We start from the raw sequence: 16,053 nt of genomic DNA, 5'->3' as shown, positions 1-16,053 counted from the left end.
TCCTTCCCTTTATCTGTAATAGATAGAGGGATTTTTTTATCTAACGTTTATTCACAGCACTTATTTATGAGATTTATGGAGTCGGACAGGATTCATTAGACAGTCTTGAGAGGCGCAGATTACAAGAGATGGACAGAGTGAAACGCTGCAATGGTAAGGCTATGCTATAGTAAGCAAATCACTCAAATAAGTCACTTAATTTATAATTCGATTATATCATTCGATGGGAAAGCCTTGCATGCGCTATCAAAACACCTACGTCAATCTAGACACACGTCTCTATCATAAACAGCCTCCTACACCACTAGACAATCCACGGATTGGTCACTTCAATATGCAGGTGGCACAGCAATTGGGCTGGGCAGATGATGAGGACTTAATGGCACGCTGGGTTGAGATACTCGGTGGTCAATACCTACCAGCAGATTTTGAACCGTTAGCCATGGCTTATGCGGGTCATCAGTTCGGGCAATGGGCTGGTCAATTGGGTGATGGGCGCGGATTATTGATGGCACAAGTGCTCGATAATAACGACCAACCACAAGACTTACATCTTAAAGGTGCTGGCCTGACGCCCTACTCGCGGATGGGTGATGGACGCGCTGTACTACGCAGTACTATTCGTGAATATTTATGTGGTCATGCGCTTACGCAATTGGGTATTCCCTCCTCTAACGCTTTAGGATTTGTGGTCTCTGATACCAGAGTACGCCGTGAGCGCATAGAAGCTGGTGCGGCATTGATGCGCGTGGCTGACAGTCACATTCGGTTGGGTCATGTCGAGTGGATTGCCAGCTTCGCCCCTGATTTACTCAGTGAATTTACCGACTATATGATTGACACTTACTATCCAGAGTGCCGCCAAAGCGAGACACCAGTGCTGGCATTTTTGACCGCAGTGGTTGAGCGTACCGCACGGATGATTGCCGACTGGCAGCTGATTGGCTTCGCTCATGGCGTGATGAACACAGATAACTTATCTATCACGGGCAGTACCTTGGACTTTGGTCCTTTTGGCTTTATGGAACGCTTCGATCCGGCGTGGATTAACAATCATTCTGACCACACTGGGCGTTACGCTTATCAGAATCAGCCCGCTATCGGACATTGGAATCTAAATACTTGGCTACCACACTTCATGCGCTTAGAGGGAGTAACACGTGAAACGCTGGCTGACTGTTTGGCACCTTACGAGGCGACCTTTATGCAGCACTATCAGCAAGGGCTATGCCGTAAACTTGGATTGCCGCATGAAAAAGAAAGCTTAATGTTGGCCTTTGAATGGCTCACTTTTCTCGAAGACAATTTACTCGACTATACCAATAGCTTTCGGGCGTTATTGGCTCTCGTAGCGCCAAACGATTATCCTTATGAGCAGCGCCTACTGTCTACCATGACGGCAGAGCTCAACGACGAAGCAAATAAAGTTTGGCAAGACTGGTCAGCACGTTATCTGGCGCAATTACAGCCCTTGTCTATGGAACAAGCGCTCAATGACATGCAAGCGAACAATCCTGCTTATGTATTGCGTAACAGCATGGCTCAGCGTGCCATTACCGCCGCTGAACAAGGTCAATTCGAGGAAGTTAATCGTGTATTCGAGCTACTTGCCAATCCTTATGATGTCCAAGCTATCGCTACCGATTTAGATAGTGCGCCGCCTGCACCTCACGCACCGCAAATGCCCATTAGCTGCTCGTCTTAATACATCTACTGTTCGATAGTATTTTAAAACATTGTAAAATTAAGGTTGATATTTGGCTCTGTTCTTTGGCATTATCAACCAGCTAAATAATGAATATCATTTTATTATATTGTTCGGACAATTCACGGCTATTGACTAGGCGCGAATTGTCAATAGTGCTAGAATAACTATTTTGCAAAATTGCTTTTTTCGCTGCAATCTAAGCGCTAATCATTACCTTTTTATCGATCATTACCTTTTTTAGTGTAACTGTGCCCTCTTCTTATCATATCTCATGGTTTTTTGAGGGTTCAGCGTTAGTTTTTTATCACCATTTAATCTATTCCAATTTATTCCAACCATGGCAATTATTATGAATGACGATATCACTTTGAATACGGATAACCCTAATACGGAAAAAGAGCAGTTTGAACAAGCTGCCCTCCATTACCATGAGTTTCCAAGACCAGGTAAAATCTCAGTTACCCCTACCAAGCAATTGGCCAACCAACGCGATCTAGCACTTGCCTACTCTCCAGGTGTTGCTGTACCGTGTCTTGAAATTCAAAGAGATCCAGCGTTAGCGGCTAAATATACGGCGCGTAGCAACTTGGTCGGTGTCATAACCAATGGTACTGCCGTACTAGGTTTAGGTAATATCGGCCCGTTGGCATCAAAACCAGTGATGGAAGGTAAAGGGGTTCTGTTCAAAAAGTTTGCGGGTATTGATGTTTTTGATATTGAAATTGCACAAAATGATCCAGACAAATTCATTGAAGCCGTCGCTTCTCTTGAGCCAACATTTGGCGGTATCAACCTAGAAGACATCAAAGCACCAGAATGTTTCAAAATCGAACGTGAATTGCGTAAGCGCATGAACATTCCCGTATTCCATGACGATCAACATGGCACCTCAATCATTGTTGCCGCAGCCATGCTAAACGCTCTGTTGATTACTGGCAAAAAAATTGAAGAGATTAAAATTGTTTGTTCAGGCGCAGGCGCAGCAGCCATTTCTTGCTTAGATATCATTTGCGCCCTTGGTGTTAATAAGAACAACATCATTGTGTCAGATTCACGCGGTATTATCAGTACCAGCCGTGAAAACCTTGACGAAACCAAACAGCGCTATGCTCGTGATATCACGGCTACTTCTATCGAAGAAGTCATGGACGATGTCGATATGTTCCTAGGTCTATCAATGCCAGGCACACTATCAGAAGATATGGTACGCCGTATGGCAAAAGACCCTATCGTCTTTGCACTTGCCAACCCAACACCTGAAATCATGCCAGAATTGGCTCATGCGGTACGTCCAGACGTCATCATGGCAACTGGTCGCTCAGACTATCCAAACCAAGTAAACAATGCGCTATGCTTCCCGTATATCTTCCGCGGTGCATTGGATGTTGGCGCAACGACCGTCAATGAAGAGATGAAAGTCGCCTGCGTAAAAGCAATCGCTGCAATGGCACATGTTGAAGCTACTCCAACTACCAGCGCTAGAAACATCGAAAAGATGCAGAGTTTTGGTCGTGACTACTTGATTCCAGGCCCTCTAGAGCCAAATCTAATCATTGAGATTGCCTCTGCTGTCGCCAAAGCAGCAATGGATTCAGGCGTTGCCACACTACCTATCGATGACATGCAAGCATATCGTCAGCGTCTGTCTGAGTTTGTTTATAACTCAGCGTTTGTGATGAAGCCAATCTTTGCTCGTGCCAAAGCTGATCCAAAACGTATTGTGTATTGTGAAGGTGAAGACAACAATATCTTGCTCGCTGTGCAAGTCGTCGTGGATGAGAAGCTAGCACAACCTATCTTGGTTGGTCGCCCTTCAGTTATTGAAACCAATATCAAAAAACTGGGCCTACGTCTAAAAGATGGCGAGAATATTACCATCGTCAACGTTGATGACGATCCTCGCTACAAAGACTACTGGCAGGGCTACTACGAGAAGAACAAACGCCGCGGTGTAAGCATTGAGCTTGCTCGTCGTGATGTTCGCCGTAAGACGACTCTGATTGGTTCTTTGCTAGTCGAAAATGGTGCGGCAGATGGCATGGTATGTGGTACATTTGGCCATTATCAATTGCATCTAAAATACGTTGAAAGCGTCATTGGTAAAAAAGAAGGTATGAACGATTTTTATGCGATGAATGCCGTATTGATGCAAGATCGTAATATCTTTATCGCGGATACCTATATCCACGAAGATCCAACGGCTGAACAGTTGGCTGAAATGACGGTCTTGGCAACTGATCAGTTACGTCGTTTTGGTATCACGCCACGTGTCGCGCTAGTTTCTCATGCTAACTTTGGTGCTTCAAATCGTGCCAGCGCTGTCAAAATGCGTAAGGTTCATGAGCTACTAACCAATATGAATGTCGACTTTGAATTCGAAGGCGAAATGCAAGGTGACGCCGCGCTGAATGAGCATATCCGTCTAAACGACATGCCATCAAGCCCGTTAAAAGGTGCAGCGAACTTGCTCATCTTACCAACACTTGATGCATCAAACATTGCTTTCAACCTACTTAAAACCGCAACTGGCAGTGCTTCTATTGGCCCTATCCTATTAGGTACCAATAAGCCGGTGCATATTTTGACGCCATCAGCGACAGCACGTGGTATCGTCAACATGACTGCACTGACCGTTACTGAAGCTCAGGATTTAGAAAACGAAGCTCAGAAATAGCTCAGCGATAGTATGAGTGTGTTATTAGCACCATCACTGTAATTTATTTATGGAGATGGTCTGCTATACTAAAACCAGTCAGTGCTTTATTAAAAGCACTGACTGGTTTTTTTGTTAATCACCCTTTCACTAGCGTCAATTAAGTCAATAAATAGGAACTATTATGCAAGTTTATCTCGTCGGCGGAGCAGTACGTGATCGATTGCTAGATCGTCCTATTAAAGACAAAGACTTCGTTGTCGTTGGCGCTACTGTAGCAGAGATGATTGCTGCTGGATTTCAACAAGTCGGCGCAGATTTCCCTGTGTTTTTGCATCCTACCAGTCATGAAGAGTATGCGCTAGCACGTACCGAACGCAAGCAAGGACGAGGCTATCAGGGCTTTAGTGTCCATGCCAGCCCTGAAGTGACGCTGTTGGAAGATTTGCAACGACGCGACTTAACCGTCAATGCCATGGCAATCGAAGTCACGAGCCTCACTGACGACACTCCTATCAGTGGCGAAGTAGTCGATTATTATGGTGGACTGAGTGACATAAAAAGCAAAACCCTACGCCATGTCTCCAGCGCTTTTAACGAAGATCCATTACGAGTGCTTAGAACGGCGCGCTTTTATGGGCGTTATTATGACTTAGGCTTTACGATTGCTGATGAGACCTTGGCATTAATGCGCCAGTTGGTCAGCTCGGGCGAACTGTCACATTTGAGTAGTGAGCGCATTTGGCAAGAATCGAGCCGCGCAATGATGCAGGTCTCTCCTCAGGTATACTGGCAGCAGCTGTTCGAAATAGATGCTTTAACAGAATACTTTGCGCCCTTACATCAAACGTGGAGCGCTAATGGTCACATACGAGAGACGGTACAGACCGCGCTGTATTTCGCGGGTCAAATGCAATTGAATCTATCACAACGCTGGGCGTTATTACTGTCCAGTCTTAATCCAGCGTTATTTGGTTTAACACCCAGTGAAACGATGCCTGCCACAAAAGCTATTACTGAAATAGGCAACGCCGCTAAAGTACCAAAAGCTCAAACTCAGTTTGCGACTTTATTCGTGCAGCAAGGCGAAAAATTAAAACGTATAAATGAGCTTAGCGCGAGTGAAAAAATAGACCTTATCCAATCCTGTAGCGCCCATAAAGAGCCTGATAAGCTCTCGCAACTGCTAGTGACCAGCCACGTGTTACAGCTCGCCTCTCAGCACCGTGAGATGATGCTATCCTTAGGCAGCTTCCATGCTATCGGTGTCAAAGATATCGAGTCAGACCTTAAAGGTCCAGCGATTGGTGCCGCATTGCGACAAGCCAGAATTGAACACTTACAAGCGCACGATATGTCTTTAACACTCTCTGAAAAGATGGCTTAAAAATCACTCTCAAATGTCTACTAAAACTTAACTATGAATCAAAAAATTAATACCTCTTTAGCAGAAAATACCGTTGCACCAGTGATGCTGGTGACTGGCAGCGCTAAGCGTATCGGTGCTGCTATTATTAAAGCCGCACACCATCAAGGCTACCGTGTCATTATCCATTGTCATCATAGTGAGCAAGAAGCCAATGCCCTAGCCGATGAGCTCAATGAAAATCGAGCCGATAGTGCCGTGGTAATTGTCGCTGATTTGGCAATCGTTAATGAAAGCCGTGCTCTTAGCCAGTTTATTGAAAATATCATAGGAAGTTTTGGTCAGCTCGATGTGCTGGTACATAATGCTTCACGGTTTTATCCGAGTGCGCTTGGTAGTATCGAAAAAGCACAATGGGACGAATTGTTTTTGACCAATGCAAAAGCGCCCTTACTATTAAGCCAAGCGTTATATCCGTATCTGAAAGCACGGCAAGGTTGCATCATTAGCCTACTCGATATCCATGCGCATAATAAGCCATTCAGCACTTATACCGTCTACAATATGGCAAAGGCTGCACATCGGATGATGGTACAATCCCTCGCACTCGATATGGCACCTGATGTGCGCGTCAATGGTGTTGCTCCTGGAGTCAACATTTTACCTGAGACTGATAGCGATCAAGCGCTTGATAATGAGCAACAACACAGCATTATTGACTCTATTCCTATGCAAAGAATAGGAATGCCTGATGAAATTGCCCATTGCGTGCTCTATTTGGCTGGGGCAAGTTATGTGACTGGCGAGATTATCGCGGTTGATGGCGGGCGTAGTTTGACCTTGGCGGGTGGTACTGCTTGATCAAAGTAAAAACTTATAAAGAATTTATTGATTACTTCTTATCTTTTGCTTGAAAAATTAAAAAAATCAGGTATCATTGGGCGTCTAACGTTAGGGCCCATAGCTCAGTTGGTTAGAGCAGAGGACTCATAATCCTTTGGTCGTAGGTTCAAGTCCTACTGGGCCCACCAAATTCAAACCCCGTAAACGCACTGTTTACGGGGTTTTTTGTTGTCTGTAGGTTTTAGGCTGGCTTGTCGTAGTATGCGATAAACCTCTGTATGGGCACTTTGTGGGTTTTTCTTATAATATCACTTATCAGCTATAGTCAGTGAAAAGTAAAATCGATACATCACGCGCTGCTGATATCAATTTTTCTTGCTTGCTGTGCCTGTGCAGACAGAGGCTACAAAAAATTGATATCAGCAGTATCGTAGCGTTTTTGGGGTATTTTGACTATATGATACCCAAGTAAATCTACGGAACAGGCAAACAAAAATGGCAAGGGTTAAACTCACCAAACGCTTTATCGACGACGCTACATAACAAGAAAGCCAAATGCTACTTTTAACGGTAACATTTGGCTTTCTTATATATGTTTTTTATAGGTACTTTTTTATAAGTACTTTCTAGCAGCTATTGTCTGACCGCTAAAAAGAAGTACGGCGGTAGTTGCGGTATTTAGGCAACCAAAAATTGGCTTTTAATTGGCGCTCTAAATTCTCTGCAGTGACAGGTAATGCCAATTTATCTTCAATCGCTTGTCGTGCAACTGCATAGGCTATTTTTTCACTGATCTCTCTAATGACTCTAATGGGCGGTAATATTGCACCTGGTGCTTTTTCATATTCCATTGATATATCGGCAAGTGCTTGGCTTGCCGCCATTAGCATATTATCGCTGATGCCCGTCGCACGTGATGCTAAAACACCTAGACCAATACCGGGGAAAATATAGCTGTTATTACACTGCGACACTTCGAAAGTCTGTCCTTCAAAAGTAGTATGAGGAAAAGGACTTCCGGTTGCCACGATTGCCTTACCACGACTCCAGTTTGTTACTTCTTGCGGTGTCGCTTCAACACGAGACGTTGGGTTTGAAAGCGGTAAGACAATAGGATGCTCAGTATTCACACATAAAGCTTCGATCACCTCTTGGGTGAACAAACCTTTTTGTCCACTGACGCCAAATAATACCGTTATTTTTGCTTGCTTCACCACTTGCGCCAAACCAAGTTTTTTACTTTTATCCCAACTTGCAATAGCCGATTCTTTTTGTACTAACGGTTCTTGGAATTTTTGTAGCTCTGTCATGCCATCAGTAAGCAAGCCATAACGGTCAACCATAAATACTTGGCTGCGAGCCTGCGCCTCCGTCAACCCTTCACGCTGCATTTGGCGAATGATATGCTCAGCAATACCGCAGCCAGCAGATCCTGCACCTAAAAACGCGATATTCTGTTGGCTAAGCTTTTGACCTTTATTCAAGCATGCTGCAATCAAGGTACCGACTGACACAGCAGCGGTGCCTTGAATATCATCATTGAAACAGCATAATTGGTCACGATATTTATTCAATAATGGTGTCGCATTCTCTTGGGCAAAATCTTCAAATTGTAATAATGCCTCAGGCCAGCGACGTTTGACAGCTTGAATAAATAAGTCTACAAACTCATTATATTCATCGCCAGAGATGCGCGGGTTTCTCCAGCCCATGTACATAGGGTCGTCAAGCAATTGCTGATTATTGGTGCCGACATCTAATAAGATCGGTAGGCAATAAGCGGGGCTAATACCACCACAAGCCGTATATAACGACAATTTACCAATGGGAATACCCATACCGCCAATGCCTTGATCGCCTAGGCCTAATATACGTTCACCATCGGTGACAACGATTACCTTGACGTTTTGTTTGGTGGCATTTTGCAGCATGTCATCGATTTTATGACGCTCAGGATAAGAGACAAACAAACCCCGTTTGCGGCGATAAATCTGAGAGAATTTTTCACATGCTTGGCCAACGGTTGGGGTATATATGAGCGGCATGACTTCTTCAATATGCTGCTCAATCAGATGATGAAATAAGGTTTCATTAGTATCTTGGATGTTACGCAGATAAATATGCTTATCCATATCATTAGTGAATGAACGCAGTTGATGATAAGCGCGTAATGACTGCTCTTCAATCGTCTCAATGTTATGAGGCAGTAGGCCTGTTAAATTAAAGCTATCGCGCTCTTCTGATGAAAAAGCGCTACCCTTATTTAGTAAAGGGGTTTCTAATAATGCAGGGCCTGCAAAGGGAATATATAACGGACGTTTGGTTTGCATAATAAAATCTTCTTGTTAGAGGCGTATGAGTGAAAAAATTAATGGGTTAAATATTTTACTTATTCATTAAATTCGCAGTCATTATTTACATTTATTGAGCGATGCTGAAAAAATCGTAGCAGTAAACTTGGTCAAGCAACCACTCGACGATAAGTGTATCATGACCAAGAAAATACAGAGCGATAATACGGAATTCAAAGTAGAATCGGTCAAAAGATAGCAGATAATAATGCTAATTCGATTGCAACCGCTCAGCAATTAGGAAAAGCGATGCAAAAGCTAGCCAATTGGCAGAACAAAACCAATCAAGGCAAGCTTGTCGCCACAGAACCCTATTATACTGGAGTTGTGTCAGCTCTTGAAGGAATCAAGCAACTCAAACGCCAATTAAAAATAGCTGAAGAAGAACGAGAGATGTTAAATAAGGAAGGATGAAGCGGGGCACGGCTTTGTCTCTACATAAGATGAAAGCTGTGCTCGCATTGGAATTCAGAAGGGTTTGGGTTTTAAAGCACCAAGGCAGAGGTGGTTTGCTTATTATCTCTCAACATATACAGTCAAAATACCCCAAAAACGCTACGATACTGTTGATATCCATATTACTTTTCACTGACTATAATTTAGAAGTTATATTTGGCCATTATTTCAACTTGCTGACCTTTTTTTACCTGTGACAGCGTTTTGTCGCTACGATCTCTCCACTCAATACCAATGTCTAGATCTGGTAGATACTCATAGACAAGGTTGATACTTTTTACATTTACAGAAGTATCTGCTTCATCATCCACCATAATTTCACCATAGCGCATGTTGCTCATCAGTTTCTCTGTGAACTTGTGCCTGTAACCGACCGTGTAGCCCGTTTGCGAGACAAGCTTACCGTCTTCCGCATCGCAATCTAAATCGCCCGTCGTGCCAAGGGCTCTTCCCACACAGACGGTAGAATAGACGCCCATCCCTTTACCGTTATATACGCTCGCATGTAGCGAGTCATTGCCCAGTTTCAGTTTACCTGCCAAAGAGACACCGACGCCTACATCCGAATCGTCTCCATTTTTGGCCTCACGAGCAGTGACTGCCACGTTATAGCTAAGATCAGATATATTATTCTTGTAGCTAACTACCATATCAGGCAGATTAGCTTCGTCATAAACAGGGTCTTGAGCGGTAAAACGAAACCCTTTATGAGTGTAATGCACCGTCAAATCTGGACGAATATCAGCGCCACCACCAGATATAGTACCCAATCCCGTGCCCCGAAAGTCAAGCTGATCAGTCAAAAGTGGATAGACCGCTAAGAACTGACCATTCCACGTTTTACCAACGGTCAAATCATCGACCTGAACATAAGCATGGCGGAGCCGCAAGTCTGAACCACCGTTTGCGGCATTGCCATAAAAGTCGCCTTCAATAAAACCCGTTAACTTTTTACCCTCTACGTTCTTCGTGGTTTTAACATTAATCCGAGATTGTCGTCCACTTCCTTTGAACTCAGACTCCCCTTCATCGGGAGAATAAAATATGCCTTCCGCTTTAACATAACCACCGATACTTAAAGTGGTATCTCCATTGGTGACAAGATCTATCGCTTGTGCCTGTACGCATGCTCCAAGAACAGCCAAACCAAAAGACAACTTTTTGATATAAAGCATAACCTACACATTCCTTGTGTTGTTTTAAAATCCAGTTAAGTTAATTTAAATTTATTCAAATCTCTGCTGCTACCGTGCTTTTAATACCATAACTATCAGCGCCACCTTTTTGTGTAAAACCCATGCAGCCTATTTTAGTTAAAACTTTCAAAAGCAGTAATCGCGGCTTTTTTGGTGTCATCGATATTTTTCTTTTTTCCACTGGTTTTATCGAGATATACCAGCACGGACTCACCCTTAGCAACGATGGTATTTAACACCGTACTATAATAGGTATATTCATGAATCAAGCTGGCATTGCCAATTTTCTTGACTCGAACTCCAATCCATAAGGTATCGGGGTGAGTCACGGGTTTGAAGTATTGACAGGATGATGCTGCCATGACGGAAAAAGTATTTTCATTAAATAGATTCAATTGACTGTTGTAGTAAATACGAGCGTTTTGGGCATAAGTGTAATAGACCACATTATTGACGTGACCAAAAGCATCCATATCGCCCCACGCTACTTGTTGAGAGTAGATAACCGCGAAGCCATGCATGGGATGGTTTTTGTCTTTATCCAGCACCTCTTGGGTTTCCGGTAATATCGCTAAAGCTTTCATAGTTTTCTCGTCTCGTCATGCCAATTGACACCGATATTAAAAATATTCAGTCAGATGTAATGAGTGTTTTCGACAATGTTTAACAAAAAAAATTGGATTAAATGAGTTTTTCTGCGCACATTATCCGCATTCTTTTCTTATCGAGCTTACCCACACTGGTTCTTGGCATTTCTGCTAAAAACTTGATTTCGCTTGGCACGCCATACTTTGGTAAATGGCCTTTCTCTACCGCTTGATGACCTAAGGCTAAAATATCATCCGCTTTGGTATCGACATATTCAGGTTTTAAAACCACTAACGCTAAAGGACATTCGCCCCATCTTTCATCTGGCACGCCAATGACGGCAACATCAGCGACGCTGGGATGGAAGGATAAAATAGTTTCGACCTCAAGCGAAGATACCCACTCACCACCAGACTTGATCACGTCCTTAAGCCGATCCGTAATGCTTAGAGTGCCGTCAAAGGTAATACAGGCAATATCTTGGGTATGCATCCAGCCACCGCGCCATAACTCATTGCCAGCATCTGGGTTTTTAAAATAACTCTGGGTCAGCCAAGGCGCTCGAATCACAAGCTCCCCTGTCGATTCACCATCCATTGGTAAAGCTTTGCCGTTTTCATCCCAAATTTCCATTGAGACGAGCATAATTGGTGAGCCAGAAAGACACCGATAATTGAGCTGATCCTTCATTTCCATCGAGTCCGTTTTATCATCGAATACCGCTCTCGATAACACGGGGCAAGACTCTGACATCCCAAATCCCGACATAAACTCAATACCGCTTTCAATGGCGGCTTTGGCCAACCCTTCATTCAATTTTGAGCCACCGAGTAACAACTTCAGACCCTCAAACTTACGTCCTCGTGCTGCCATCTCTTTTAATAGCATCTGCAAAATTGCTGGAACGCCATGTGAAAGCGTGACTTTGTGCTGCTCGATTAAGTCCACTAACGTGGGAGCTAGATAGCGCCCCGGATACACTTGCTTAAGCCCTATCATGGTTGCCCCATACGGCCAGCACCAAGCATGCACATGGAATAACGGTGTCATTGGCATGTAGACATCATTGTAGCGCGCGCCTTGACCTTCGGCATTTAGCGCGGATGCTAACGTGCTTGCCAGCGTCTGCAATACGATCTGTCGATGGGTAAAGAAAACCCCTTTTGGGTCGCCCGTTGTGCCACTGGTATAAAATGTGGTGGCGATGGTGTTTTCATCGAAATCTGGAAAATCAAACGCATCACTAGCCGCCGCTAGCATGGCTTCATATTCACCTTCGACATAATCTGGCATGCTAACTTGCTCAGTTTTTGTATCGTTCTTTGTATCGTCTTCGCCATACTCAGCATCATCAAAGCCAGTATCATCGAGCCAAACAATTTTCTCGATAGAAGGGGCTTCATGACGATAATTTTTAGCCATTGGCTCAAATTCAGCATTTAGTAACAAGGCTTTGGGTTTGGCGTGGTTGATGGTGTACAGCACTTTATCTTCAGCTAGGCGTACATTGACCGTTTGCAAAATCATGCCAGACATCGGCACAGCAAAATACGCTTCAAGGTAACGATGACTGTCCCAATCCATAACAGCAACCACATCGCCTGCTTGCAAACCCATGTTTTTAAGTACGTTTGCCAAGCGATTAACGCGCTTAAAAAATTCAGCATAGGTATAAGTGACCTTATCGGCATAACTAATGGTTTGATCCGTAGAAGCAATTTTTGCACGGTTTAGTAGCTGTTTGATAATCAAAGGAAAGCCATACGCTTCTTGAGCTTGTTGGTAATCCTCATGTTGGTTAAGTATAGAAGTCATTATTGTCGTCCTTGATAATAAAATAGTATGGCGAGGGCATATAGTTGATTCAATTTAAAAGAAGAGCAAGGCAAGCGAGGTTAACGCTGTCACTCTTTTATAGTGGATTAACGAAAGAATTAAACTCGTTCTATTACCATGGCAAGCCCCTGCCCAATGCCAATGCACAAGCTGACCACTGCGTATTTTTCGCCCGTGCGCTGTAGCTCTCGTGCCGTACTTAATGCAAGTCTTGCACCTGATGCGCCCAGCGGGTGTCCAACGGCAATCGCACCGCCATTGGGGTTAACGCGCTTGTCATCAAAGTCAATTTCTAGACCTTTTAGACAGCCTAGTACTTGTGAGGCAAATGCTTCATTAATCTCAATGATAGACATATCATCAAGGGTCAAGTCAGCACGTTTCAATGCCAGTTTGATGGCCTCAACAGGGCCTACGCCCATAATATTTGGCTCTACGCCCATGGCGCCAGATGAGAGAATCTTTGCAATAGGCTTAAAGCCTAACTTTTCCTCTGCTTGCTTTGAGCCAATAATCAGTGCAGCTGCACCATCGTTAATGCCCGATGCGTTCCCTGCTGTAACTACGCCATTCTCATTTAAAGGTTTAAGTTTTTGTAGCGCTTCCACAGTAGATGTGGCGCGAGGATGCTCATCTTCTGTTATCGCCTTTTCTGGTAATTTTCTACCTTGCGATACCATAATTGGTGTTATTTCATCATCAAAGAACCCAGCTTGCTTTGCCGCTTGGTATTTAGCTTGTGAGGCTGCTGCGAATTTGTCTGCTTGCTCGCGAGTGATACCATATTTGCGAGCGACGTTATCGCCCGTTTGCGGCATGCTGTCGCTGCCAAATTCTTTAGTCAAAATAGGATTGGGAAACCGGCTGCCAATAGTGGTATCAAATACTTTAAATTCACGACTAAAAGGCGTTTCGGTCTTAGCAAACACAAAGGGCGCGCGGGTCATTGACTCAACGCCACCTGCTAAAAATATGTCACCCTCGTTACAAGTAATACTACGAGCAGCATCGATGACGGTAGACAGTCCTGAGGCACATAAACGGTTGACGGTTTGACCGGGCGTCGTGACATCTAATCCTGCTAGCAATGCGGCATTACGAGCGATATTTCGTGAGTCCTCGCCCGCTTGATTGGTGTTACCGATTAGCACTTCGTCAAAAATATCGTTAGGCAGTTGGTGCTTTTCGACCAAAGCTTTCATTACTGTCGCAATCATGTCATCAGGACGCACCGTGGCTAATGCACCACCATGGCGACCAAAAGGGCTTCTTAATCCGTCATAAATATAGGCGTCTAACATAACTGTTCCTTGTTGTGTTTTAAGGGTGTGTTTGATTGAAATATATGGTTTCGTAACTGTACTTGGGCGCGCTAAGTCATTAGTAAGCCATTAGCCTGAGCAATTATTTTGTTGAGTAAATAATGAGATACCTAACTTGGCACGGCGCTGCAACCATGGGCTTGGACGGTAACGCGGATCACCTGTTAACCCATAGATACGCTCTAAGATAAGTAAAATTCGCTCGGCACCAAGCTCATCTCCCCATGAGATAGGACCATACGGATACCCCAATCCAAGCTTGACAGCATTGTCGATATCCTTTGGTGTGGCAATACCTTGCATCGCAATATCGCAACCTAAATTAATCACCATAGCAACGACTCGCTGCGCCACAAAGCCCGTACTTTCGGCAATTAGCGTGGCAACGACAGCAACATTCGAGTCCTGATCCGAGCTTTTACCGAACTTATTATTTCTACCAAATAGGGCATAAGCTTGTACCACAAAATTATCCTCTGTGACGATACTTGGCATGAGAGTACGATGCTTGGATAAGTCAGTCAGCATATCAATGGCGACCGCTTGTTTAGGATTAACCTGATAGCGAATAGCCGCATTGGTGGTATCTTCGCCATAAATTGCCAGTAATATCAAACTGTCAGAATTTGGCTGATCATTATCGTCGATAATAATATTGCTAGCGTTTAGATGGTCAACCAGTTGTTGTTTATCTTCTGCTAAATCTGCGCCAATCCAAACTGAGAGGTTTGAGGTATTGAAATCTGTCTTATAAGGTAATTGTTTAGACGTATCTGCTGTTGATTTTTGACCGTCTTTATAGTGATAAAATCCTTCGCTAACTTTACGACCAAGCTTGTTACCCGTTAGCATTTGACGGGTCAAGGGATGAGGGCGATAGCGAGGCTCAAAGTAATATTGATTATAAATCGACTCCATAACCGGATGAGAGACATCGATACCAGTAAGATCAAGCAGCTCGAATGGCCCCATGCGAAAGCCAGCGCCTTCACGTAAAATACGGTCGATGTCCTCGAAACTTGCAACCCCCTCGCCTAATATCTTTAAGGCCTCTGTACCAAAAGCTCTACCGCCATGATTGACGATAAACCCTGGGGTATCTTTTGCGACGACTCCTAAATGCCCCATACGTTTGGCTAGAGTTGTAAGCGTTTCTACTACTGAAGGTTTGGTAGAGATACCCGGAATCACTTCAACGATTTTCATTAAGGGTACTGGATTAAAAAAGTGAAATCCTGCCACGCGCTCTGGGTGCTCACAATCGGAGGCAATCGCTGTCACCGCTAGCGATGAAGTGTTGGTTGCCAAAATAGTCTCGGCAGGGACAATGCTTTCTAATTGTTTAAACAGCTGCTTTTTTATGTCTAAATTTTCAATGATTGCTTCAATAACGACATCTACCTTGGCAATTTTGGCTATATCTTCAATCACGGTTAGATTCGATAAAGTAGACTGTAGCTGCTCATCGGTGAATTTGCCTTTAGCCGCTAGCTTCTCTAACATAGCTTGAAGCGATTGACGTCCCTGCTCAGCAGCACCTCCTTTGGCATCAAATAACAGCACTTGAATGCCTGCTTGGGCGGCGATTTGGGCAATACCCATACCCATAATACCGGTGCCAACAATGGCCAATGATTTAACAGTCATAATAATCCTTTATATGGTCTTGTTAATTTATATGCTCTTATTGAATAGTCTCGTTTTCAAAGTATATGTGCTGTTTCTTTCTATGCT

Annotated in this window: 11 protein-coding genes and 1 tRNA gene; 6 read left to right on the top strand and 6 right to left on the bottom strand. The window is 43.9% G+C overall.

Translation table 11 applies throughout. From position 1 onward, the window contains the following. The first annotated feature begins 238 nt into the window (after positions 1-238). From ACMFL8_RS05495 to ACMFL8_RS05475, 5 genes are all read left to right on the top strand, one after another. Positions 239-1,705 carry a protein adenylyltransferase SelO gene (locus tag ACMFL8_RS05495; RefSeq protein ID WP_413190305.1) on the top strand — a complete coding sequence of 489 codons (1,467 nt, stop codon included), beginning with the start codon at positions 239-241 and terminating at the stop codon, positions 1,703-1,705. A gap of 352 nt (positions 1,706-2,057) precedes the next feature. Next, positions 2,058-4,382 (top strand): NADP-dependent malic enzyme, encoded by a 2,325-nt coding sequence (locus tag ACMFL8_RS05490; protein ID WP_413190304.1) that lies wholly within the window; start codon positions 2,058-2,060, stop codon positions 4,380-4,382. A gap of 163 nt (positions 4,383-4,545) precedes the next feature. After that, positions 4,546-5,748: a tRNA nucleotidyltransferase gene (locus ACMFL8_RS05485; protein WP_413190303.1), complete on the top strand. Its 1,203-nt coding sequence runs from the start codon at positions 4,546-4,548 to the stop codon at positions 5,746-5,748. Positions 5,749-5,781: 33 nt separating this feature from the next. Continuing rightward, the gene (locus ACMFL8_RS05480; RefSeq protein WP_413190302.1) at positions 5,782-6,588 is read left to right on the top strand and encodes a pteridine reductase; all 807 of its coding nucleotides are present in this window, start codon (positions 5,782-5,784) and stop codon (positions 6,586-6,588) included. 93 nt (positions 6,589-6,681) lie between these two features. Further along, positions 6,682-6,758, top strand: a tRNA-Ile gene (locus tag ACMFL8_RS05475). 459 nt (positions 6,759-7,217) lie between these two features. On the opposite strand, the gene ACMFL8_RS05470 is transcribed toward ACMFL8_RS05475, so the two are convergent. Continuing rightward, positions 7,218-8,900 carry an NAD-dependent malic enzyme gene (locus ACMFL8_RS05470; RefSeq protein WP_189584705.1) on the bottom strand — a complete coding sequence of 561 codons (1,683 nt, stop codon included), beginning with the start codon at positions 8,898-8,900 and terminating at the stop codon, positions 7,218-7,220. Positions 8,901-9,170: 270 nt separating this feature from the next. Here ACMFL8_RS05470 and ACMFL8_RS05465 point away from each other — a divergent pair, with 270 nt between their 5' ends. After that, positions 9,171-9,335 carry a hypothetical protein gene (locus ACMFL8_RS05465; RefSeq protein WP_413190301.1) on the top strand — a complete coding sequence of 55 codons (165 nt, stop codon included), beginning with the start codon at positions 9,171-9,173 and terminating at the stop codon, positions 9,333-9,335. A 185-nt stretch (positions 9,336-9,520) separates the two neighbouring features. On the opposite strand, the gene ACMFL8_RS05460 is transcribed toward ACMFL8_RS05465, so the two are convergent. The 5 genes from ACMFL8_RS05460 to ACMFL8_RS05440 all read right to left on the bottom strand — a co-directional run bounded on the left by ACMFL8_RS05460 (position 9,521) and on the right by ACMFL8_RS05440 (position 15,966). Then, positions 9,521-10,552 carry a hypothetical protein gene (locus tag ACMFL8_RS05460; protein WP_413190300.1) on the bottom strand — a complete coding sequence of 344 codons (1,032 nt, stop codon included), beginning with the start codon at positions 10,550-10,552 and terminating at the stop codon, positions 9,521-9,523. Between the two features lie 134 nt (positions 10,553-10,686). Next, positions 10,687-11,157, bottom strand: coding sequence for an acyl-CoA thioesterase (locus ACMFL8_RS05455; RefSeq protein WP_413190299.1), 471 nt, complete (start codon positions 11,155-11,157; stop codon positions 10,687-10,689). Positions 11,158-11,254: 97 nt separating this feature from the next. After that, the gene (locus ACMFL8_RS05450; protein WP_413190298.1) at positions 11,255-12,976 is read right to left on the bottom strand and encodes a fatty acid--CoA ligase; all 1,722 of its coding nucleotides are present in this window, start codon (positions 12,974-12,976) and stop codon (positions 11,255-11,257) included. A 119-nt stretch (positions 12,977-13,095) separates the two neighbouring features. After that, entirely contained in the window at positions 13,096-14,298 is a 1,203-nt protein-coding gene (locus ACMFL8_RS05445; RefSeq protein WP_413190297.1) for a 3-oxoadipyl-CoA thiolase, read from the bottom strand. Positions 14,299-14,388: 90 nt separating this feature from the next. Continuing rightward, complete coding sequence (locus ACMFL8_RS05440; RefSeq protein ID WP_413190296.1) at positions 14,389-15,966, bottom strand: 3-hydroxyacyl-CoA dehydrogenase; 1,578 nt, start codon at positions 15,964-15,966, stop codon at positions 14,389-14,391. Between the last annotated feature and the right edge of the window lie 87 nt (positions 15,967-16,053).

The organism is Psychrobacter sp. AT9, from assembly GCF_047272965.1.
GTDB lineage: Bacteria > Pseudomonadota > Gammaproteobacteria > Pseudomonadales > Moraxellaceae > Psychrobacter > Psychrobacter glaciei.
Note: the sequence above shows the minus strand (reverse complement) of the source record. Positions and strands in the feature narration are given on the sequence as shown.

Excerpts from the sequence above, each read along its gene's own strand:
- ACMFL8_RS05495 (WP_413190305.1), top strand. The coding sequence starts at position 239 with ATGCGCTATCAAAACACCTACGTCAATCTAGACACACGTCTCTATCAT.
- ACMFL8_RS05490 (WP_413190304.1), top strand. The coding sequence starts at position 2,058 with ATGAATGACGATATCACTTTGAATACGGATAACCCTAATACGGAAAAA.
- ACMFL8_RS05485 (WP_413190303.1), top strand. The coding sequence starts at position 4,546 with ATGCAAGTTTATCTCGTCGGCGGAGCAGTACGTGATCGATTGCTAGAT.
- ACMFL8_RS05480 (WP_413190302.1), top strand. The coding sequence starts at position 5,782 with ATGAATCAAAAAATTAATACCTCTTTAGCAGAAAATACCGTTGCACCA.
- ACMFL8_RS05470 (WP_189584705.1), bottom strand. The coding sequence starts at position 8,900 with ATGCAAACCAAACGTCCGTTATATATTCCCTTTGCAGGCCCTGCATTA.
- ACMFL8_RS05465 (WP_413190301.1), top strand. The coding sequence starts at position 9,171 with ATGCAAAAGCTAGCCAATTGGCAGAACAAAACCAATCAAGGCAAGCTT.
- ACMFL8_RS05460 (WP_413190300.1), bottom strand. The coding sequence starts at position 10,552 with ATGCTTTATATCAAAAAGTTGTCTTTTGGTTTGGCTGTTCTTGGAGCA.
- ACMFL8_RS05455 (WP_413190299.1), bottom strand. The coding sequence starts at position 11,157 with ATGAAAGCTTTAGCGATATTACCGGAAACCCAAGAGGTGCTGGATAAA.
- ACMFL8_RS05450 (WP_413190298.1), bottom strand. The coding sequence starts at position 12,976 with ATGACTTCTATACTTAACCAACATGAGGATTACCAACAAGCTCAAGAA.
- ACMFL8_RS05445 (WP_413190297.1), bottom strand. The coding sequence starts at position 14,298 with ATGTTAGACGCCTATATTTATGACGGATTAAGAAGCCCTTTTGGTCGC.
- ACMFL8_RS05440 (WP_413190296.1), bottom strand. The coding sequence starts at position 15,966 with ATGACTGTTAAATCATTGGCCATTGTTGGCACCGGTATTATGGGTATG.